Here is a 15,359-nt window from a genome sequence, read left to right as displayed (position 1 = left end):
GGCCCGCCCCGGCGACCCACCGACCGAGCGGCCCAGCCACCCCGGTAACCCAGCCGCCCCAGCGACCCACCGACCGAGCCACCCAGCCACCCCGGTAACCCGGCCCGCCCCGGCGACCCACCGACCGAGCGGCCCAGCCACCCCGGTAACCCAGCCGCCCCGGCGACCCGCCGGCCGAGGACCCGGCCTCCTCAGCGTTCCGCCCGCCTCAGTGATCCGCCCGTCGGAGCGACCAGCCCGCCTCCGCCGCGCACACGCCCCAGTGACCCGCCCGTATCAGCGTTCCGGCCGCCTCAGCACCCCGCTCGCCCCAACAGCCCCGCCATCCCCACGGCCCCGTCCACCTCAGCGTTCCGCCCGGCGGGCCTCGCGGACGCGGCGCAGGCGGTTCACCGTCACCGGGTCCGCCGCCAGGGCCCGGGGGTCGTCCAGGAGGGCGTTGAGGAGCTGGTAGTAGCGGACGGGGGCGAGGCCCAGCTCCTCGCGGATCACGCGCTCCTTAGCGCCGGGGCCGGAAAACCCGCGGCGCTCCAGCGCGAGGACGCGCCGCTCCCGCTCCCCCAGCGGCTGCTGCTCGCCTTCATCCATGTCCGCACCGTAACGCCGGGCGCCGACAGCGGGCGACGGCGCCGTCCCGCGCTACCCGGCGCTCTCGGCCTGGTTCGCGGTGGTCTCCAGCAGCCGGAGCACCGCCTCCGGGTCCCCGTCGGAGGTGACCGCCTTGCCGATGTTCTTCTTGATCTGCGCGCTGACCGTGGCCCAGGAGGTCTCGCCGACCGGGTACAGCTCGGAGGTCAGCAGCTCGTCGAGGAAGGGCTTCAGGTGCTCGTCCTCGTCGGCCGCGGCCATCGTCTCGGAGGCGGAGGCGGTGACCGGCAGCAGGTCGTAGCGGCGGGAGAAGTCGAGGACGTTGTCGTCGTCGTAGACGAAGTCGAGGAAGTCGCCGACCTCCTCCTGGTGGCCGTTCTTCTTGAACGCGGTCATCCAGTCGGTGACGCCCAGCGTGCTCCCGCTCTCCCCGTCGACGCCGGGGGTGGGCACCATGCCGTACTTCACGCCGTTCTTCTCGGCCATCGCCATCAGCGACGGGTGGCCGTTGAGCATGCCGACCTCGCCCTTGGCGAACGCGGCGAAGGCGTCCGCCCGGTTGAGCTTGCCGGGCGCGACCGGGCCGGTCAGGTCCTTGCCGACCAGCTCGTCCTTGAGCCAGGTGAAGGTGGCGACGTTCTGCGCGGAGTCGATGGTGTAGGTGCCGACGGTGTCGGTGTAGCCGCCTCCGCCGCTGAGCAGCCACTGCATGGTCTCCGCCTGCGCCTCCTCGGGCCCGAGCGGCAGCGCGTACGGGTACGTCACCCCCTGCGCCTTCAGCGCCTCGGCGGCCTCGGCGAGGTCGTCCCAGCTCTTGGGCGCGGAGAGGCCGGCTTTGGCGAAGAGGGTCTTGTTGTAGAAGAGCACGCGCGTGGAGGCCGCGAACGGCAGTCCGTACTGCACTCCCCTGACCTGGCCCGCGGCGGCGAGCTGGGAGACGAAGTTGGCCTGGGTGGGGATGGAGAGCAGGTCGTCGGCCCGGTAGAGCAGGCCCTCGTCCGCGTAGTCGGCGTAGGCGCCGATCTGGGCCAGGTCGGGCGCCTTGCCGGCGTCGACCATCTCGCGGACCTTCCGGTCGACGTCGTTCCACGAGTAGACGGTGACCTCGACGTTCACGTCGGAGTGGCCGGCCTCGTAGGCCTCGGCCAGTTCGTCCCAGTACCGCTGGGAGCTGGTGGAGTCGCTGTCGCCGTAGTCGGCGGCGACCAGGCGGAGGGTCACCTCGTCCGACCCGCCCGAGCCGCAGCCGCCGAGGACCACGGCCATGCCCAGTGCGGACACCACCGCGATCGTCCCTTTTCCACGCCGCTGCACTGTTCGCTCCCCGCTTCGCCGACCGGATAGCGCCGATCGTTGTCCGTTTAACGGATCAAGGTCTACACCACCCCAGTGGACTAGACCTCTCGCGGGTCAGCGGGCCACACTGTTCCCCGTGAGACATGTCATCGCCCTGGACGTGGGCGGCACCGGGATGAAGGCCGCCCTGGCCGGGCCGGCCGGCGAGCCGCTGCACCGGGCCCGCCGGCCCACCGGCCGCGACCGCGGGCCCGAGGCGGTCGTCGAGGCCGTCCTGGAGTTCGCCGCCGAACTGAGCGTCCTGGGGGCGGAACGGTTCGGCACGCCGCCCGCGGCGGCCGGCGTCGCCGTCCCGGGCATCGTCGACGACGCGCACGGCACCGCCGTCTACGCCGCCAACCTCGGCTGGCGCGACGTCCCGCTGCGCGCCCTGCTGAGCGAGCGGCTCGGCGGCATCCCGGTCGCCCTCGGCCACGACGTGCGCACCGGCGGCCTCGCCGAGGGCCGCGTCGGCGCGGGCCGGGGCGCCGACCGCTTCCTCTTCGTCCCCCTCGGCACCGGCATCGCGGGCGCCATCGGCATCGACGGCCGGGTGGAGGGCGGCGCGCACGGCTTCGCGGGCGAGATCGGCCACGTCGTCGTACGCCCCGGCGGCACCCCCTGCCCGTGCGGGCAGCGCGGCTGCCTGGAGCGGTACGCCTCCGCGAGCGCCGTCGGCCAGGCGTGGGCGGCGGCCTCGGGCGACCCCGGCGCGGACGCCGCCGACTGCGCCAAGGCCGTCGTCTCCGGGGACGTACGGGCCGCGCGGGTGTGGCAGGAGGCGGTGGACGCCCTGGCCGACGGCCTGATCACCGCGCTCACCCTGCTGGACCCCCGGACCCTGATCATCGGTGGCGGCCTGGCGGAGGCGGGGGAAACCTTGTTCACACCGCTGCGGGAGGCCGTCGCGCGCCGGATCACCTTCCAGACCCAGCCGTCCATCGTCCCCGCGGCCTTGGGCGACACGGCGGGATGCCTCGGCGCGGGGCTCCTGGCCTGGGATCTCCTGAACACCACCGACGGTACGGAGGAAACGTCCTGATGGCAGCCGACCCAGGGGCGCGGGACAGCGCCGGCACGCGACTCCGTCGCGGGGCACGACCAGCCACCACGAACCCGCACCCCGTGCCGGACAAGACCCCCCTGGTGCTGTCCGGCGCCGACGTCGTCCTCCCCACCGGAACCGTCCGGGGCGGGCAGGTGGCCGTCGACGGTACCCGCATCACCGCCGACGTTCCGGAGAACGCCCAGGTCATCGATGTGAAGGCGCACTGGATCGTCCCCGGCTTCGTGGACCTCCACAACCACGGCGGCGGCGGAGCCTCCTTCGCCGGCGGCACCGCCGAGGACGTCCTCAAGGGCGTCGAGACCCACCGCCGCCACGGCACCACCACCCTCGTCGCCTCCGCCGTCACCGGCGACCTGGACTTCCTCGCCCGGCACGCCGGGATGCTCGCCGAACTGGCCCAGCAGGGCGACATCGCCGGCATCCACTTCGAGGGCCCGTTCATCTCCCCGTGCCGCAAGGGCGCCCACGACGAGCAGCTGCTGCGCGACCCCGACCCGGCCGAGGTCCGCAAGCTCGTCGACGCGGCCCACGGCCACGCCCGGATGATGACGCTCGCCACCGAACTGCCGGGCGGCCTGGACTCCGTACGCCTGCTCACCGAGCACGGCGTGATCGCGGCGGTCGGGCACACGGACGCCACCTACGAGCAGACGCGCCAGGCCATCGACGCGGGCGCGACCGTCGCCACCCACCTGTTCAACGCGATGCCGCCGATCGGCCACCGGGCCCCCGGTCCGATCACGGCCCTGCTGGAGGACGAGCGGGTCACCGTCGAGCTGATCAACGACGGTGTCCACCTGCACCCGGCCGCGCTCCGGCTCGCCTTCCACCACGCGGGGGCCGGCCGCGTCGCCTTCATCACGGACGCGATGGACGCGGCCGGTTTCGGCGACGGCCGCTATCTGCTCGGTCCGCTGGAGGTGAAGGTCGAGGACGGCGTGGCCCGGCTGGTCGAGGGCGACTCGATCGCGGGCTCCACGCTCACCCTGGACCGCGCCTTCAAGCGGGCGGTGACGGTGGACGGGCTGCCGGTCGAGGACGTGGTCGCGGCGATCTCCGCCAACCCGGCGCGGCTGCTCGGCCTCGACGACCGGGTGGGCTCGCTGGAGCCGGGCAAGGACGCCGATCTGGTGGTGCTGGACGCGGACTTCACCCTCAGGGGCGTCATGCGGCGGGGGGAGTGGGTGGTAGATCCCCGACTGGGCTGATCCGTCCCGCCGTCACCGGACGGTGGCCGGTCCGAGGGGTGGGCCGACCGCCGTCCGTTTGGCATGATCGTGACCACGGGTTCCACGGCAGGCGCAGCCACAAAGGGGGAGGTCGGTCCGGTGATCCTCACGGTCACGCTGAACACCGCTCTCGACATCACCTATCGCGTACCGTCCCTTCGGCCGGGGACCTCCCACCGGGTCGCCGAGGTGACGGAACGCCCCGGTGGCAAGGGCGTCAACGTGGCCCGGGTGCTCGCCGCCCTCGGTCACGAGGTCACCGTCACCGGCTTCTCGGGCGGCACGACGGGCCGGATCCTGCGGGACCGGCTCACCGGGGTCCCGCGCCTGGCGGACGCTCTGGTCCCGGTCTCCGGCACGACCCGGCGCACCGTCGCGGTCGTCGACGAGCACTCCGGCACCACGCAGCTCAACGAGCCCGGCCCGGTGATCACCCATGCCGAGTGGTCCGCCTTCCAGGAGGTGTACGAGGGCCTGCTGGCCGGCGCCTCGGCGGTGGCCCTGTGCGGCAGCCTGCCCCCGGGCGTCCCGGTGGGCGCGTACGCGGGACTGATCCGCACGGCACGCGCGGCCGGGGTCCCCGCCCTCCTCGACACCAGTGGCGCGGCACTGCGCCGAGGGGTCGCCGGACGGCCCGACGTCCTCAAGCCGAACGCCGAGGAACTGGCCGGACTCACCGGTTCCCACGAGCCGCTGCGCGCCACTCAGGAGGCCCGTCGGCGCGGCGCGGGCGCGGTGGTCGCCTCCCTGGGCCCGGAGGGCCTGCTCGCGGTGACCCCCGAGGGCCGCTGGCGCGCGGCCCCTCCGCGGCAGCTGCGCGGCAACCCGACCGGCGCCGGTGACGCGGCCGTCGCGGGCCTGCTGTCCGCCCTGGTGGAACGCCGTCCCTGGCCCGACCGCCTCGCCCGGGCGGCGGCCCTCTCGGCGGCGACGGTCCTGTCCCCGACCGCCGGCGACTTCGACCGGGCGGCCTACGAGGAGCTGCTCGGGCGCGTGACGATCACAGGGGAGGCCAGCGCGGCCTGAGGCAATGCGGTGCGCAGTCGGCAAGGAGCGACCGTCGGGCAGCCCCGGCCGCCGGGAGCGCTTGGCGGCCGGAGCACCTGTACGGCTCCGGGGCCCCTGCCGCACGACGTGAGGACGGCTGGAACCGTCTTCCCGTGGACGCCGGTCGACGTTCACGGTATACAGGCGTGTCTGGCCCCGAGAGGCTTACTTCGCGTAAACGGCGATTCCGTCAATGATGCCGGGGTTGTCCGAGTATGTGCCTGGCTGCAGAGTGACCCGCTTGGTGCCGGCACCGCAGCCGGTGGTGATGTCCCAGAACTCTATCTTGTAGGACGTCTGGTTCGAGACAGACCGAGCGGTCTTGAAGGGGTAGCAGCCAGGTGTTACTGACATGGCGGTCCTGGTTCCGGTCCTGTCCTTCCCCGACCATCCGCACACCTTCCCCTTCGGGCAGGTGTTGGGATCAGCCGCCGCGGCCGGCGTGACGAAGACGCCGCCCAGCAGCGCACCGGCCACAGCCACCGTCGTCAGGCTCTTCTTGAGTATGCTCACAGGAAGCTCCCTACGTTCCGTGATCAACAGACATCGGAACGGTGACCAAGAGGGCACGGCGTCACCAGCGACCAAGGCGCCATCAACTGGCTTGTTCTGTCCTGGCCTGTCTTCGAGGCGCCCGCCGCCTTGCTGTCACCGGCAGGGGCCGACCACCGTTGTCCCCGCGGTCAGCTCGGCGGCTCCTCCGTCAGCCAGAACTGGTCGAGGACGGCGTTGCACTGGTTGCCCTCGTTGCAAGCCAGCTCGATGATGTTCGTGCCGTCGTTCAGGTTCACGTTGGCCCAGGAGGTCTGCCAGCCCTTTTCCCAGTCCCCCTCGGGCGTTCCGCCGAAGTTCTTCATGTTCAGGGGACGGGTCGCGGACTTGCCGTTGACCACCACGGTCGCGTTGGCGTCCTCACCTGGGATGCCGTAGCCCACGTAGAACCGGTAGGTGCCTTCCTTCATGCCGTTGACGGTCCAGGTGACCTTCGCCCCGACCTTGTTGAAGCCCGTCACATAGACGCCGCCGTCGGCCTTCGCGCCCTCGAACTCGGAGGCCGTGACCGCGCCCCCGCTCAGGCTGAGCGTCTGCGCGTCGACGGTCGGCAGCTCCGCGTCGCTCTGCGCGCTGCCGCTGGCGGACGGGCTGGGCTCGCCGCTGCTCTGGGACTGGGTCGGGCCGGCCCCGCCGGCCTGGTCGGTGCTCTTGTCCTCGTCGTCGCCGCCGGTCATGGCGATGCCGATGCCGATGACGACGGCGGCGACCACCGCGATGGCGCCGATCAGCAGGCCCTTGGTGTTGGGACCGCGACGCCCGCCGCCGTGTCCGCCCCCGTGCCCGCCGCCGTGTCCCGGCTGCTGGTGGGGGGCGGTGGGGGCGCCGCCGGGGAGCGTCTCCGGGGCGGCGTAGTGCGGGTTCTGGCCGTAGGGCGGGGTCTGGGCACCGGAGGGGGCGTTCGGCCGGCCGTAGGCGCCCTGCTGGGGCGGGGCGGCTTGCTGGCCGCCGTACTGGCGGGTACCGACCGGGCGCACGCGGTTGACCGAGTGGGGGTAGCCGTAGCCACCGGACGGCGGCTGGGCCCCGTTGGCCTGCCCGTCGGCGTACAGGTAGCCGAAGGGGTCGTCGTCCTCGGGCGTGCTCGCGCCGTTGTTGCCGGGCGTCATCCCTAGGTCTCCTAACCAGGTGCGGTGCGGGTGCGGTGTGCGTGGTGAGAGGCCGAGCCTACCCGGTGCCGGTGACCCGAACGGGTGACGCGGACCGCATCAACTCGCTGACCTGGGGATCAACCCGCCCGCCGATGTTGTTTGGGACGAGATCGTTTCTCGATGTACATCCGCTCGTCCGCGGACTTCAGCACTTCGTCGGCGGTCATGCCGCAGTGCGCCCACCCGATGCCGAAGCTGGCGCCCACCCGCACGGCCCGTCCCTCGGCCCGGATCGGCTGGATGATCTCGTTGCGCAGCCGTACGGCGAGGTCGGCGGCGTCGGCCCGGCCGAGGCCGTCGGCGAGGATGACGAACTCGTCGCCGCCGAGCCGGGCCACCGTGTCGCCGTCCCGGACGCCGCCGGAGAGCCGCCGGGCGACCTCGATGAGCACGGCGTCACCCGCGTTGTGCCCGAACCGGTCGTTGATCGACTTGAACCCGTCGAGGTCGCAGAAGAGCACCGCGAGCCCTTTGGTGCCGTCGTCCCGGTCGCCCTCGGGGGTGACCGCGTGCTCGTGGTGGTCGTGCCCGCCGTACGGGTCCGGGTGGGGCGGGAAGTCGAAGTAGTGGCCGCCGGAGTCGAAGACGGGGTCGGCGGCCGGGGCGTCCCCGTAGGCGGCGTCCATGGCGTCGACCGCGGGGTGCGCCGACTGGGGGCGGGTGCACAGCCGGGCGGAGAGGCGGGAGCGCAGTTCGGCGGAGTTCGGCAGGCCGGTGAGGGAGTCGTGGGAGGCGCGGTGGGCGAGGGCCAGCTCGCGGCGCTTGCGCTCCTCGATGTCCTCGACGTGGGTGAGCAGGAAGCGGGGCCCGTCGGCGGCGTCGGCGACGACGCTGTTGCGCAGCGAGGTCCAGACGTAGGAGCCGTCCCGGCGGCGCAGCCGCAGCTCGGCCCGGCCGCCCTCGGCCGAGGTGCGCAGCAGGGTGCCTATGTCCTCGGGGTGGACGAGGTCGGAGAAGGAGTACCGGCGCATCGCGGAGGCGGGGCGGCCGAGCAGGCGGCACAGCGCGTCGTTGGTCCGCAGGATGCGGCCGTGCTGGTCGCCGCCCATCTCGGCGATGGCCATGCCGGAGGGGGCGTACTCGAAGGCCTGCCGGAAGCTCTCCTCGCTGGCGCGCAGGGCCTGCTGCTCGCGCTCCAGGCGGACCAGGGCGCGCTGCATGTTGGAGCGGAGCCGGGCGTTGCTGATCGCTATGGCGGCCTGGAACGCGTACATCTGCAAAGCCTCGCGGCCCCAGGCGCCGGGCCGGCGGCCGTTGCGCGGGCGGTCCACGGAGAGGACGCCGATCAGCTCGCCGCTGGTGCCGCCGCCCTGCGGGCCGGGGGCGTACATGGGGGCGAAGAGGCGGTCCGAGGGGTGCCACTCGTCCTCGAAGCGGGGCGCGGGCCCGTCGGTGTACCACTGCGGTACGTCGTCGTCGTCGAGGATCCAGCCCTCGGTGTGCGGGATGAAGATCAGGTCGCCCCAGCGCTCGCCCATGTTCAGGCGGCGCTCCCAGGAGGCGCGGGGGCCGACGCGGCCGGTGATGAGGGCCTCGGCGGCCGAGTTCCCGGCGAAGGCGGCGACGACGAGGTCGCCGTCGGGGCGGACGAGGTTGACGCACGCCATCTCGTAGCCGAGGGCGTGGACCACGCCGTCCGCGACGGTCTGCAGGGTGTCCGCCAGGCTGCGGGCCGTGTTCATGTCGGCCATGGCCTGGTGCAGTTGCCGAAGGGACGCAAGGCGGACGTACGGCTCCGACTCGGTCTCCATGCTCGCCCTCCCCCCGAGACCTCGCAGCGAATCAAGGGTCATCTTCGGCGCCATTGCCGGATCATGCGGTTCGATGCTCGTCGTGCTCGGTGACGCGCCGTCCCGGCGGTGCGATCTCGATGGCGCGTCGATGATGCTCTTGCAGCTTCCCGCCACTGAATCACAGCGCGCTGCCCACTCGGTACACAGGGTCAACAATTCCTAGCTCTTGTGACTCAAGTCACAGCGGAAGATGAACAATTGCGTGACGTTTCCGCACTTTCCGCGTGCGTTTCCTGAACGCAAATCTCGTGTAGTGCGCCTCTCCCCTGGTCCTAGGTCTCCCGTCCGGGACCGGAGCCCGATGCGGGCGCCGCGGGGCGGCCGTTAGCGTGGCGGCGTGTCCCACACCAGCCCCGCCACCGTGTCCTCTCCCTCCCCCGCCGCCGCCGTGCATGCTGAGGGAGTGAGCAACGACGAGTTCCGTGCCGCCATGTCCCGGCTGGCCTCGGGCGTGGTCCTGGTGACCGCGCAGGAGCCGCCCCTGGACCCGGACGATCCCGGCGCCCCGGCCGGGGAGGACGCGGGGATGACGGCGACGGCCTTCCTCTCCGTCTCCCTCGACCCGCCCCTGGTCATGGTGAGCGTGCGGGAGGGCTCCCGCATGGACGACCTGCTGGCGGAACAGCCCCTGTGGGCGGTCTCGGTCCTCTCGGAGAGCCAGCGGCACATCGCGGGCCGCTTCGCGATGAAGGGCCGCCTCAGCGACCGCCTCCTCTTCGAGGACATCCCCTACGTGCGCGGCGAGCAGTCGGGCGCGCCGCTGGTCGGCGGGGCGCTGGCGACCCTGGAGTGCCGCACCGAGCAGCGGGTGAGCGCCGGGGACCACACGCTGGTCATCGGCCGGGTGCTCACCGCGCGGGTACCGAGCGCGGAGGGCGGTCCGCTGACGTACTTCCGGGGGCGGTACCGGCAGTTGGGCTGAGCGCCGGCCCCTTCCCCCGCCGGGCTACTCCCAGCCCTTCCCGGAGCGCCCCCGCTTGGTCTGCGCGCGCTGCTTCTTCTCCCGCAGCCGGCGCTCGTTGATGCCGCGCGGGACGCGGGTCGGGCGGCGCGGCCGGGGCGGCGGCGCGGTGGCCTCGGCCAGCAGGGCGGCCAGGCGTACGGCGGCGGCCTCGCGGTTGCGCCACTGGGAGCGGTGCTCGGAGGCGCGGACGGTGACGACGCCGTCGGTCAGCCGCCCGGCCAGCCGCTCCAGCGCCCGCCGCTTCCACACCTCGGGCAGCGCCTCGGTGCGGGCCAGGTCGAAGCGCAGCTCGACCTGGGTGTCGGTGGTGTTGACGTGCTGCCCGCCGGGCCCGGAAGAGCGCGAGAAACGCCACATCAGCTCGGCCTCCGGGACGGACACGGAGCCTCTGACGACCAGGGGTGCGGACATGTCCCCCATGGTCCCGCGCCTGTCCGGTCCACGTCACCCGAATATCCGAGGTAAAGAAAGTAAAGCGAGCTGGAACCTTGTGTACCCCCCTCGTCGTTCCTGGGGGTAGCTGTAGCTTTCTTGCCGTACTGCCGTACGCACACGAGGGAAGGGACTCCCAACAATGGCTGTAAGCCTGTCCAAGGGTGGCAACGTCTCGCTCACCAAGGAGGCTCCGGGCCTGACCGCCGTCACCGTGGGCCTCGGCTGGGACGTCCGTACCACCACCGGCACCGACTTCGACCTGGACGCCTCCGCGATCGCGGTCAACACCCAGGGCAAGGTCTACTCGGACGCCCACTTCGTCTTCTTCAACAACAAGCAGACGCCGGACCAGTCCATCGTCCACACCGGCGACAACCGCACCGGTGAGGGCCAGGGCGACGACGAGGCGATCAACGTCAACCTGGCCGCCCTCCCGGCCGACATCGACAAGATCGTCTTCCCGGTCTCGATCTACGACGCGGAGAACCGCTCGCAGAACTTCGGCCAGGTCCGCAACGCCTACATCCGCATCGTCAACCAGGCCGGCGGCGCGGAGATCGCCCGCTACGACCTGTCGGAGGACGCGGCCACCGAGACCGCCATGGTCTTCGGCGAGCTGTACCGCAACGGTGCGGAGTGGAAGTTCCGCGCGGTCGGCCAGGGCTACGCCTCCGGCCTGGTGGGCATCGCCCAGGACTTCGGCGTGAACGTCTGACGCCGGTTGCCTTCTTGCCCCTCGGCCCCGTGGAGCTTCGGCTCGGCGGGGCCGAGGGCTGTGTCATTCCGGCACCGGCCGGGCCACTGCCCCCACCTCGCACCAGAGCACCTTCCCGGCGCCACGCCGGCCGGGCAGCGCCTCGCCCAGCGACCACGCACCCCATGTCCCGGCGCACTCCTGCACGAGGTGCAGCCCGCGTCCGCCGGTGGCACCGGGAACGGCGCGGACCAGGGGGGAACCCGGCTCGGCGAAGGGTGGGGGAACGTACGGGTGACTGTCCCGGACACCGACCCGCAGCCGCCCGTCACCGAGTGCGCTGATCCGCACCGAGCAGGGCCCGCCCGCATGCCGGTAGGCGTTGGTGACCAGCTCGGACGCCATCAGCTCGACGTCATCGACGAGTTCATGCCGCCCGTGCCCGGCGAGAGCGGCCCGCACGGTCATACGTGCGACGCGTGCGGCTCTGGGGTCATGGGGGAGGCGGAGGGCGTAGGACCAGGTGTGGGGTGGGGATACGGTGCGCAGCCACCACGGCAACCCTGCGCCAGCAACGCCTCGGGGCGGAGCTGCGAAAGCTCCGCGAGCGTGCCGGGCTCACAACAGTTGACGGACTACCAGCGCCACCAGTTTGCTTGGGGGATTCCCGGCAACATCGGCGCGGGGGAGGACGTCCGCGTCCTGGACGTGACCCAGGACGACTACGGACTTCCACTGTCAGGTCCTGACTGGTGGATGTTCGACGAGTCGAAGGTGGTCCTTCTGCGCTTTCGGCCGGACGGCACGCAGATCAACCGGGAGTTGTCCGCAGGCGACATCACTTCCTTCCTGGAGTGGAAGCGCATCGCCCTGGCACATTCCGTACCGTTCGCCGATTACGCGCGAGTAGCCGGGTGATGTCCGGGGCAGCCGGCCCGTGGTTTCCAGAAGTGGAAACCACGGGTCCTTGCGATGGGCGCGGCTCCGACGCGACGATCGATCCTGACGCTGTCCCTGGCAGGAAGGACTGGTCGGTGGTGCAACTGACACGGCTGGTGGGTGAGTGCGAGGACGGTGAATGCCCGACCTTGTACGCCAGCGACCGGGGGTCCCTCGTCGTCCAGGGCGGTCTCCTCATGGACCGCCCCAGCAACGTTCCCGCGCACGAGGGTCTCGTCGAGATCCCTGTCGATCTGATCCGGAAGGCCGTTCGTGGCAACTTCATCTAGTCGGTCGCTCGGCGAGTGGTTCACGGTGTTCGAACGAGAGGCGTTTCGGCTGGAGACGCTGGACGACTATGGCCAGTCCGGCGGGGTGGACGCCTATCAGGCTTTCCTGGCCGGGGAGGAGCAGCCGGAGTCGTACCAGAAGGCCGCGTGCTGACGACAGTGGGAGACGCCACGAGGTCCGGCAAGCGTGCATACCGCGTGCACATCCTGTCCCGGCCGCTGACCGACTACCTGCGGTTCGAGTTGTCCTGGGGGTATCACCGGAACATGACCGCCGGTGAGGAGTTCTTCATCCTCGACACCACGGAGCAACCCAACCCGATCCCGCAGGCACCCGACTTCTGGATGTTCGACGACCGGGTGACGGGAGTAATGGCGTACGACGACTCCGGGAAATACCTCGGAAGCGAGTTCCCGGCAGACGACCGGGTGGCCGAATTCCAGGCGTGCCGGGACACGGCCCTCGCTCATGCCGTTCCGTTCACGGAGTGGTGGGCGCTGCACGGCGAGTGAACAGAGCTGAGATCGGGGCGGCGCTGCGGGCACTGCGGCAGGCATCCGGGAAAGAGGCCAAGGTCGTTGCCCGCGGCGCCGCCATGTCCGCGTCGAAACTGTCGAAGATCGAGAACGGCAGTGTCATACCGAGCGTCGTGGACGTAGAACACATCCTCGCCACCTTGGGCGTCTCCGCCGAGGTCAAGAGTCAGTACATGTCGGTCGCTCGGGCAGCAGCGACGGAGGCGACGGCCTGGCGCCTGTACCGAAGGCTCGGTTATCACCGGAAACAGCAGCAGATTCAGGCCATCGAAGCACGTACGAAACAGTTGCGCCTGTTTCAGCCTGCCCTCATCCCTGGCCTGCTACAGACTCCCGAGTACGTGCGGGCCGTACTCGGCCGGAAACAACTCGGTGAGGACCAGCTTGCGCGCACCATGGGTGCGAGGCTGGCACGGCAGCACATTATTCACGAGTCGGGCCGAAGGCTTCATTTCATACTGACCGAACAGGTACTGCGTTGGAGAATCCTGCCGTCGTTGATGATGGCAGGCCAGCTCGACAAGCTCGTCACTGTGTCACAGCTACCGAGTGTCGATCTCCGTATTGTTCTCTTTTCGGCCCGGCAGGATGACATCGCCAGCCATTCCTTCTCGATCAAAGATGACCGAATGGTGACGGTGGAGGGATGCGGCTGCTCCTGGACCGTGCCGGGCTGGTCGTCGAACCGTCGGCCGCACTGGGTGTCGCGGCGGTCCTGGAGGACCGGGGGCGGTTCGCCGGGCGGCACGTCGTCACCGTGGTGTGCGGCGGGAACGTGGACATGGCAGCGTGCCGGCAGTGGGTCGGCCTGGGATGACGCCGTGGCCGTGGCTCACCGCAGCAGTCGCTGCTCCTTGGCGACCGCGACGGCGCCCGCGCGGGTGTCGACGCCGAGTTTGCCGTAGATCCGGCGCAGATGGGTCTTGACGGTGGCCTCGCTGATGAACAGGGCGCGGGCGATCTCGCGGTTGCCCAGGCCCCGGGCGAGCTGGGCGAGGATGTCGCGTTCGCGGTCGGTGAGGGTGGGGCGGGGGCTGCGCAGACGGGCCATGACGCGGTCGGCGACCGGCTCGGAGAGGGCCGTGCGGCCCTGCGCGGCGGCGTGCACAGCGGCGAACAGCTCCTCGGGGCGTTCGGCCTTGAGGAGGTAGCCGGTGGCGCCCGCCTCGATGGCGCGGGTGATGTCGGCGTCCGTGTCGTAGGTGGTCAGGACCAGGACGCGGGGGTGCGGGGCGGGGGCGGTGGTGAGGCGGCGGGTGGTTTCGACGCCGTCGATGCCCGCGCCGAGCTGGAGGTCCATCAGGACCACGTCCGGGGCGAGTTTCGCGGCCAGGGCGAGCGCCTCCTCGCCGGTGCCGGCCTCGCCCGCGACCTCGATGCCGGGGGCGCTGTCCAGCAGGGCGAGCAGTCCGGCGCGGACGACCACGTGGTCGTCGCAGACCAGGACGCGGACCGGGGAGGGGGGATGGGTCATCGGCGGTGCTCCAGGGGGACGGCGGCGGAGACGACGGTGCCTTCGCCAGGGGCGGACTCCACCGTCAGCGTGCCGCCGAGCTGCCGGAGGCGGGCGCGCATCGCGGGCAGGCCGTGGCCCCGGGTCCCCGTGGGGGCGGTGGACGCCGGGTCGAAGCCGTGGCCGTCGTCGGTGATGTCCAGGACGGCTTCGTCGTCCAGGAGGGTCAGGGTGAGGGTGACCTCGGTGGCGTCCGCGTGTTCGCGGACGTTGGCCAGGGCGCCCTGCGCGACGCGGAGCAGGGACGACTGGACGCGGTCGGGGAGGTGGGGGGAGCGTCCGCCGCCGTCCACCCGCACCCGCACGGTGAGGAAATCGTCCGCCTCCCGTCCGGCCAGTGCGCGCAGGGCGGCCGGGAGGTCACCGCCCCGGGCCAGGTCGGCGGGGGCGAGGTCGTGGACGAAGCGGCGGGCCTCGGTGAGGTTGTGCTCGGCGACGGACCCGGCGGAACGCACGTGGGTACGGGCCTTGCCCGGGTCGCTCTCCCAGATCCGGTCGGCGGCCTGGAGCAGCATCCGCTGGCTGGACAGGCCCTGGGCCAGGGTGTCGTGGATCTCCATGGAGAGGCGCTGGCGTTCGGCGAGGGTGCCCGCGCGGCGCTCGGAGGCGGCCAGTTCCCGGCGGGTGCGGACCAGGTCGTCGATGAGGGCGCGCTGGCGGTCCGACTGCCGCTCGGCGCGCAGGAACACGGCGGTGGCCAGGGCGGCGACGGCGGGCGGGGCGAGCAGCAGGTTGGGATCGACGGCGGCGGCCAGCCGGAGCTGGGCAGCGACCACGAACGCGGTCAGTACGGCGACCAGGGCGAGGGCGGCACGGGTGGGCAGGGTGCGCAGGCCGGTGTAGAGGAGCGGGACCGCGCACCAGGCGAAGCTGGGGGCGAGGACGACCAGGACCATCCAGACGGCGACGACGGCGGCCAGGCGTACTCCGCCACGGTCACGGTCGTCGCGCGTGCCGGTACGGCCCAGCAGGTGCAGCGCGGCCAGGGTGATCGACAGGGCGATGATCCAGGGGGTGCGGGGTTCGCCCGGGTGGCGGAGCAGGAAGCGGGCCAGCGCGCCGCCCAGCAGGAGGAGGAACGCCGCGTGCACGACGGCGCCGAAGCGGCGGGCGTCCGGGTCCACGGGTCCTCCTGACAGCAGGTACGGGTTCAGGTTCATTGTCGCCGCGCTCGGCGGCCCGGGGGTCAGCCGATCGGATGACCCCCGGGTCGTCCGTCCCGC

At 71.9% G+C, this 15,359-nt stretch carries 17 protein-coding genes and 1 pseudogene; 9 read left to right on the top strand and 9 right to left on the bottom strand.

Going from position 1 to position 15,359, the window contains the following annotated elements; all coding sequences use genetic code 11:
• Positions 1-345 precede the first annotated feature (345 nt).
• Entirely contained in the window at positions 346-588 is a 243-nt protein-coding gene (locus ACZ3IG_RS31480) for a DUF3263 domain-containing protein (RefSeq protein WP_467436328.1), read from the bottom strand.
• 51 nt (positions 589-639) lie between these two features.
• Positions 640-1,902 (bottom strand): ABC transporter substrate-binding protein, encoded by a 1,263-nt coding sequence (locus tag ACZ3IG_RS31475; RefSeq protein ID WP_467436326.1) that lies wholly within the window; start codon positions 1,900-1,902, stop codon positions 640-642.
• Positions 1,903-2,020: 118 nt separating this feature from the next.
• Between ACZ3IG_RS31475 and ACZ3IG_RS31470 the strand changes: the two genes are divergently transcribed.
• The 3 genes from ACZ3IG_RS31470 to ACZ3IG_RS31460 all read left to right on the top strand — a co-directional run bounded on the left by ACZ3IG_RS31470 (position 2,021) and on the right by ACZ3IG_RS31460 (position 5,247).
• Entirely contained in the window at positions 2,021-2,965 is a 945-nt protein-coding gene (locus ACZ3IG_RS31470; RefSeq protein ID WP_467436324.1) for an ROK family protein, read from the top strand.
• Positions 2,965-4,200 (top strand): N-acetylglucosamine-6-phosphate deacetylase, encoded by a 1,236-nt coding sequence (nagA, locus tag ACZ3IG_RS31465; protein ID WP_467436322.1) that lies wholly within the window; start codon positions 2,965-2,967, stop codon positions 4,198-4,200. Before ACZ3IG_RS31470 ends, nagA begins: the two co-directional genes overlap by 1 nt.
• A 120-nt stretch (positions 4,201-4,320) precedes the next feature.
• Positions 4,321-5,247, top strand: a complete 927-nt coding sequence (locus ACZ3IG_RS31460; protein ID WP_467436320.1) for a 1-phosphofructokinase family hexose kinase — start codon at positions 4,321-4,323, stop codon at positions 5,245-5,247.
• Positions 5,248-5,433: 186 nt separating this feature from the next.
• Here ACZ3IG_RS31460 and ACZ3IG_RS31455 read toward each other — a convergent pair whose 3' ends face one another.
• The 3 genes from ACZ3IG_RS31455 to cdgB all read right to left on the bottom strand — a co-directional run bounded on the left by ACZ3IG_RS31455 (position 5,434) and on the right by cdgB (position 8,722).
• Entirely contained in the window at positions 5,434-5,781 is a 348-nt protein-coding gene (locus ACZ3IG_RS31455; protein WP_467436318.1) for a peptidase inhibitor family I36 protein, read from the bottom strand.
• 170 nt (positions 5,782-5,951) lie between these two features.
• Positions 5,952-6,929, bottom strand: coding sequence for a carbohydrate-binding protein (locus ACZ3IG_RS31450; RefSeq protein ID WP_467436316.1), 978 nt, complete (start codon positions 6,927-6,929; stop codon positions 5,952-5,954).
• 119 nt (positions 6,930-7,048) lie between these two features.
• Positions 7,049-8,722: a diguanylate cyclase CdgB gene (gene cdgB / locus ACZ3IG_RS31445; protein WP_467436314.1), complete on the bottom strand. Its 1,674-nt coding sequence runs from the start codon at positions 8,720-8,722 to the stop codon at positions 7,049-7,051.
• Between the two features lie 445 nt (positions 8,723-9,167).
• Between cdgB and ACZ3IG_RS31440 the strand changes: the two genes are divergently transcribed.
• Entirely contained in the window at positions 9,168-9,686 is a 519-nt protein-coding gene (locus ACZ3IG_RS31440; RefSeq protein ID WP_467436333.1) for a flavin reductase family protein, read from the top strand.
• 24 nt (positions 9,687-9,710) lie between these two features.
• On the opposite strand, the gene arfB is transcribed toward ACZ3IG_RS31440, so the two are convergent.
• Positions 9,711-10,148 (bottom strand): alternative ribosome rescue aminoacyl-tRNA hydrolase ArfB, encoded by a 438-nt coding sequence (gene arfB / locus ACZ3IG_RS31435; RefSeq protein ID WP_467436312.1) that lies wholly within the window; start codon positions 10,146-10,148, stop codon positions 9,711-9,713.
• Between the two features lie 154 nt (positions 10,149-10,302).
• Between arfB and ACZ3IG_RS31430 the strand changes: the two genes are divergently transcribed.
• The gene (locus tag ACZ3IG_RS31430; protein WP_467436310.1) at positions 10,303-10,878 is read left to right on the top strand and encodes a TerD family protein; all 576 of its coding nucleotides are present in this window, start codon (positions 10,303-10,305) and stop codon (positions 10,876-10,878) included.
• 63 nt (positions 10,879-10,941) lie between these two features.
• Here the strand turns inward: ACZ3IG_RS31430 and ACZ3IG_RS31425 are convergent, their stop codons facing one another.
• Positions 10,942-11,406 carry an ATP-binding protein gene (locus ACZ3IG_RS31425; protein ID WP_467436331.1) on the bottom strand — a complete coding sequence of 155 codons (465 nt, stop codon included), beginning with the start codon at positions 11,404-11,406 and terminating at the stop codon, positions 10,942-10,944.
• Positions 11,407-11,484: 78 nt separating this feature from the next.
• Here ACZ3IG_RS31425 and ACZ3IG_RS31420 point away from each other — a divergent pair, with 78 nt between their 5' ends.
• The 4 genes and pseudogenes from ACZ3IG_RS31420 to ACZ3IG_RS31405 all read left to right on the top strand — a co-directional run bounded on the left by ACZ3IG_RS31420 (position 11,485) and on the right by ACZ3IG_RS31405 (position 13,528).
• Entirely contained in the window at positions 11,485-11,775 is a 291-nt protein-coding gene (locus tag ACZ3IG_RS31420) for a DUF6879 family protein (protein WP_467436309.1), read from the top strand.
• A gap of 119 nt (positions 11,776-11,894) precedes the next feature.
• Positions 11,895-12,086, top strand: coding sequence for a hypothetical protein (locus tag ACZ3IG_RS31415; protein ID WP_467436330.1), 192 nt, complete (start codon positions 11,895-11,897; stop codon positions 12,084-12,086).
• Positions 12,070-12,599 (top strand): annotated as a pseudogene (locus ACZ3IG_RS31410) (DUF6879 family protein). Before ACZ3IG_RS31415 ends, ACZ3IG_RS31410 begins: the two are co-directional and overlap by 17 nt.
• Entirely contained in the window at positions 12,596-13,528 is a 933-nt protein-coding gene (locus tag ACZ3IG_RS31405) for a helix-turn-helix domain-containing protein (protein WP_467436308.1), read from the top strand. The pseudogene ACZ3IG_RS31410 and the gene ACZ3IG_RS31405 overlap by 4 nt, the downstream one beginning before the upstream one ends.
• Here ACZ3IG_RS31405 and ACZ3IG_RS31400 read toward each other — a convergent pair.
• Both ACZ3IG_RS31400 and ACZ3IG_RS31395 read right to left on the bottom strand, forming a co-directional pair.
• A complete protein-coding gene (locus ACZ3IG_RS31400) occupies positions 13,456-14,097 on the bottom strand; it encodes a response regulator (RefSeq protein ID WP_467436306.1) in 642 nt (213 codons plus the stop codon). The genes ACZ3IG_RS31405 and ACZ3IG_RS31400 overlap by 73 nt on opposite strands.
• Positions 14,094-15,296 carry a sensor histidine kinase gene (locus ACZ3IG_RS31395; RefSeq protein ID WP_467436305.1) on the bottom strand — a complete coding sequence of 401 codons (1,203 nt, stop codon included), beginning with the start codon at positions 15,294-15,296 and terminating at the stop codon, positions 14,094-14,096. The genes ACZ3IG_RS31400 and ACZ3IG_RS31395 overlap by 4 nt, the downstream gene beginning before the upstream one ends.
• Between the last annotated feature and the right edge of the window lie 63 nt (positions 15,297-15,359).

Source organism: Streptomyces sp. NPDC016677 (genome assembly GCF_055562815.1).
Note: the sequence above shows the minus strand (reverse complement) of the source record. Positions and strands in the feature narration are given on the sequence as shown.